Here is a 4,183-nt window from a genome sequence, read left to right as displayed (position 1 = left end):
GCCCTGGTGCCCGCCGCTCGAAGGCGGTGGCCACCAGGGCCGGCCCGGTCGAGTCAGGACTCGACGATCTTGCGTACGTTCTCCACGGAACCGCACCCGGCCTTCAGCTCACGCCCACGCTCCCGCAACAACGCCAGGCCGAGCTCCTCTCGACGCGACATCGCCACGTTCTCCCGCGCTTCGTTGAGGATGGTGCGCTCCTCCTCGCCGGCATGGTGGGTGACGGCCTCCACCAGTTCCTCGAGCTTCGAGTCCCACGCGCCGGAGCCGACCTCCTCGACCTCGAGGAGCTCCAAGAGGGCCTCGTTGCCCTCGTCGTGCTCGTGCTCGCCGTGCTCGACCTCTTCGTCGTCGATGTTCTTGTACCGCTTGAGCGCCGGGTAGACCTCGGCCTCCTCGGCCTGCGCGTGCGCGATGAGCAGGCCTGAGAACTCCCGCAGCGCACCCGCCCGGTCGTCCTCGACGCTCCGCATGCGACGGAAGAGATCTTCCATGCGCCGGTGGTCCTGAAGAATGAGTTCTACGACGTCTTTTGTGTCGGCCATGGAAATGGAACGCCTTTCCCAGGAGAGAATCGGGCCACTTTCATTTACCCCATTCCTGATGTTTTGCTCGCCGCAGGGCGTCCGCCGGTCTACCAGCGATACCAGCGGCCCCGACGGCCACCACTGTCCGCGCTGCGCAGCACGAAGCCGAGCAGCCACAGCACCAGTACGATCACCGCGATCCACCACAGGGCCTTCAGCGCGAAACCCGCGCCGAACAGGACCAGGGCCAGCAGCAGGACGAGAAGCAGGGGAACCATAGTTATCAACCTCCGCTCCTCCTGATGCCCTGCCCATCGACGGACACACAGTCGAATTTCCTTGTTTCTTCACAAGATTCACGGGAACTTGGAACGCTTTGGTCGGGCGGGGACGACAAACGCGGCCGCCCAGTGAACGCAAAGACCACAACCTCCGTTGGTTCCGCAAGGCAGACAGTTCGACGGAGCCCGTGCACGATGTGGCCCACGTCACCCTCCCCCACAGGGCCTTTACCTACCCGCATCGACGTACCGACAGGTGGTGGCACTCGTGCGCCTGCGCACCCCCCTCGCCCTGCTCGGGGCCGCCGTGCTCGTGCTCGTCGGACCACCGCTGCTGACCACCGGAAGCGGCTCGGAGACCGGCACACAGATCCCGGGCCTGCGCTTCATGGTCCCCAACACGCCAGGCGGCGGCTACGACATCACGGCCCGCACGGCCGCGAAGAACGCCGAGGACGCCGGACTCACCCACAACATCGAGGTGTTCAACCTGCCCGGCGCCGGGGGCACCGTGGGCTTGAGCCGGCTGGTGAGCGAGCACGGCAACGGCAAGCTCGCCATGTCCATGGGCCTCGGCGTCGTGGGCGCCGTCCGCTCCAACGACGCGCCGAAGACGCTCGGAGACACCACGCCGATCGCCCGGCTCACCGAGGGGCCGGACGTGGTGGTCGTGGCGAAGGACTCCCCGTACAAGACGATCGACGACCTGATCGGCGCCTGGAAGGAGAACCCGGGCAAGCTCCCCGTGGGTGGCGGCTCCTCGCCCGGCGGACCCGACCACCTCGCGCCGATGCTGATGGCCCGGGCCGCCGGGATCCCCCCGAAGCAGGTCAACTACATCCCCTTCGACGGCGGCGGCGAACTGCTCGCCTCGATCCTCGGCAACAAGGTCGCCTTCGGTGTCTCCGGGGTCGGCGAGTACCTGGACCAGATCAAGGCGGGCGAGCTGCGCCTCCTCGCGGTGACCGGCCCGGAACGCGTCGAGGGCCTGGACGCGCCCACGCTGAAGGAGGCGGGCTACGACGTGAACTTCACCAACTGGCGCGGCGTCGTCGCCCCGCCCGGCCTGAACGACGGGGAGCGCGACACACTCGTGAAGCTGATCGAAGAGCTCCACGACTCGGACGAGTGGCGCACCTCCCTGCGGCAGAACGGCTGGGACGACGCCTTCCTCACCGGCGAAGAGTTCGGCGCGTTCCTCGTCGCCGAGGACAAGCGCGTGGTTTCGGTGCTGAAGGAGCTCGGACTGTGACGACTCAGACCGGCATTCCCCCCGCCGAGACCGGCGGCGAACGGCGCTCGTGGCTGCGCGAGCACTCCGAACTCGGCGTCTGCGTCCTGCTGCTGGGACTGGGCGTCCTCGTCCTGACCGACGCACTCACCATGGACATCGACATCGCCCAGCGCGGCCCGGTCGGCCCGAAGACCGTGCCGGTCGTGGTCGGCGCCGGCCTGCTGGTGATCGCCGCCCTGCTCGCCGTGGACGTGCTGCGCGGCGGCTGGGGCCAGGCTGAGGGCGGAGAGGACATCGACCTGTCCGAGCCCGCCGACTGGCGCACGGTACTGCTGCTCGCCGGGGTGTTCCTCGGCGCCGCCGTCCTCGTCGAGCCGCTCGGCTTCCCCGTCGCGGGCGCACTGCTGTTCTGGGGCGCCGCGTTCGCGCTCGGCAGCCGCAGGATCGACCGTGATCCGCTGATCGCGGCCGGGCTCTCCCTCGTCACCTACACCGTCTTCAACAATCTGCTCGGAGTGCCCCTGCCCGGTGGTCCGCTGATGGGAGTGCTGTGACATGAACGCCCTCAACTCCCTTCTGGACGGGTTCGGTACGGCCCTCACACCGATCAACCTGCTCTGGGCCGCGATCGGTGTGCTGCTCGGCACGGCGATCGGCGTGCTGCCGGGCATCGGCCCGGCGATGGCGGTGGCGCTGCTGCTTCCGGTGACGTACGGGCTCGACCCGATCGGCGCGTTCATCATGTTCGCGGGCATCTACTACGGCGCGATGTTCGGCGGCTCGACCACCTCCATCCTGCTCAACACCCCGGGTGAGAGCGCGGCGGTGGTGGCGGCCATGGAGGGCAACCCCATGGCCAAGTCGGGGCGCGGCGCCCAAGCCCTCGCGGCAGCGGCCATCGGTCACTTCGCGGGCGGCATGGTCGGCACCCTGCTGCTGGTGGCGCTCGCGCCCACGGTCGCGAAGCTCGCCGTCGACATCGGCGCGCCGGACTACTTCGCCATCATGGTGCTGGCGTTCATCGCGGTGACCTCGGTGCTGGGCTCGTCCCGCATCCGGGGCCTCGCCTCCCTGCTGATCGGTCTCACCCTGGGACTGGTGGGCCTGGACCAGATGACCGGCCAGCAGCGCCTGACGTTCGGCTCGCTCCAACTCGCCGACGGCATCGACGTGGTGATCGTCGCGGTCGGGCTCTTCGCGATCGGCGAAGCCCTGTGGGTGGCGGCCCATCTGCGGCGCAGGCCGCCGGAGCCCATCCCGGTGGGGCGTCCGTGGCTGGGGCGCGCCGACGTGAACCGGACCTGGAAGTCGTGGCTGCGCGGCCCGTTCATCGGCTTCCCGTTCGGCGCGATCCCGGCCGGCGGCGCGGAGATACCCACCTTCCTGTCGTACGTGACGGAGAAGCGCCTGTCGAAGCACAAGGACGAGTGGGGCAAGGGCCGCCATCGAGGGCGTGGCGGGCCCGGAGTCGGCGGCGTCGGCCTCGGCGGCGGGCACGCTGGTGTCGATGCTGCCCCTGGGCCTGCCGACCACGGCGGTCGCGGCCGTGATGCTGGCCGCCTTCCAGCAGTACGGCATCCAGCCCGGCCCGCTCCTCTTCGAGCGTGAACCGGTCCTGGTGTGGGGCCTGATCGCCTCCCTGTTCGTCGGCATGGTGCTGCTGCTCGCGCTGAACCTGCCGCCGGCGCCGGTGTGGGCGAAGCTGCTGCGCATCCCGCGGCCGTACCTCTACGCCGGGATCATGTTCTTCGCGGCGGTCGGCGCGTACGCGGTCAGCGGTGAGGTGATCGACCTGGTGATCCTGCTGATCATCGGCCTGATCGGCTTCGGCATGCGCCGCTACGGGCTGCCCGTGCTGCCCGCCGTCATCGGTGTGATCCTCGGGCCGAACGCGGAGCAGCAGTTGCGGCGTGCCCTGCAGATCAGCGACGGCAGCGTCACGGGTCTGGTCAACACGCCGTTCGCGGTGACCGTGTACGCGGTGATCGTGCTGCTGCTGGTGTGGCCGCTGCTGAGGAAGGCGGTGACGTGGAGCCGCGCAGCGGCCTGACCCGGTCATCGCGGCACCCGTTCCCGGGTGCCGTCCGGGAAGCGGATCTCCACCTCCCCGGCCACGGCGACCCGCACGCGCGTTCCTGAAC

4 protein-coding genes and 1 pseudogene are annotated in these 4,183 nt (G+C 69.4%); 3 read left to right on the top strand and 2 right to left on the bottom strand.

Translation table 11 applies throughout. The features are described 5' to 3' along the window. Positions 1 to 53: 53 nt before the first annotated feature. Together ABZ281_RS40405 and ABZ281_RS40400 are read right to left on the bottom strand one after the other, a co-directional pair. Entirely contained in the window at positions 54 to 545 is a 492-nt protein-coding gene (locus tag ABZ281_RS40405) for a hemerythrin domain-containing protein (RefSeq protein WP_356662953.1), read from the bottom strand. A gap of 89 nt (positions 546 to 634) precedes the next feature. Continuing rightward, positions 635 to 805 carry a DUF5670 family protein gene (locus ABZ281_RS40400; RefSeq protein ID WP_031139394.1) on the bottom strand — a complete coding sequence of 57 codons (171 nt, stop codon included), beginning with the start codon at positions 803 to 805 and terminating at the stop codon, positions 635 to 637. Between the two features lie 271 nt (positions 806 to 1,076). Here ABZ281_RS40400 and ABZ281_RS40395 point away from each other — a divergent pair, with 271 nt between their 5' ends. The 3 genes and pseudogenes from ABZ281_RS40395 to ABZ281_RS40385 all read left to right on the top strand — a co-directional run bounded on the left by ABZ281_RS40395 (position 1,077) and on the right by ABZ281_RS40385 (position 4,092). Continuing rightward, positions 1,077 to 2,060 carry a tripartite tricarboxylate transporter substrate binding protein gene (locus tag ABZ281_RS40395; RefSeq protein WP_356662954.1) on the top strand — a complete coding sequence of 328 codons (984 nt, stop codon included), beginning with the start codon at positions 1,077 to 1,079 and terminating at the stop codon, positions 2,058 to 2,060. Beyond that, positions 2,057 to 2,596, top strand: a complete 540-nt coding sequence (locus ABZ281_RS40390) for a tripartite tricarboxylate transporter TctB family protein (RefSeq protein WP_356662952.1) — start codon at positions 2,057 to 2,059, stop codon at positions 2,594 to 2,596. Before ABZ281_RS40395 ends, ABZ281_RS40390 begins: the two co-directional genes overlap by 4 nt. A 1-nt stretch (position 2,597) precedes the next feature. Then, a pseudogene (locus ABZ281_RS40385) lies at positions 2,598 to 4,092 on the top strand (tripartite tricarboxylate transporter permease). The last annotated feature ends 91 nt before the right edge of the window (positions 4,093 to 4,183 follow it).

The organism is Streptomyces sp. NPDC006265 (genome assembly GCF_040613555.1).
Taxonomy (GTDB): Bacteria; Actinomycetota; Actinomycetes; order Streptomycetales; family Streptomycetaceae; genus Streptomyces.
The sequence above is the reverse complement of the archived record's forward strand: the minus strand, read 5'-3'. Positions and strand labels throughout refer to the sequence as shown.

Coding starts and splice junctions, on each gene's coding strand:
- ABZ281_RS40405 (WP_356662953.1), bottom strand. CDS start 545: ATGGCCGACACAAAAGACGTCGTAGAACTCATTCTTCAGGACCACCGG.
- ABZ281_RS40400 (WP_031139394.1), bottom strand. CDS start 805: ATGGTTCCCCTGCTTCTCGTCCTGCTGCTGGCCCTGGTCCTGTTCGGC.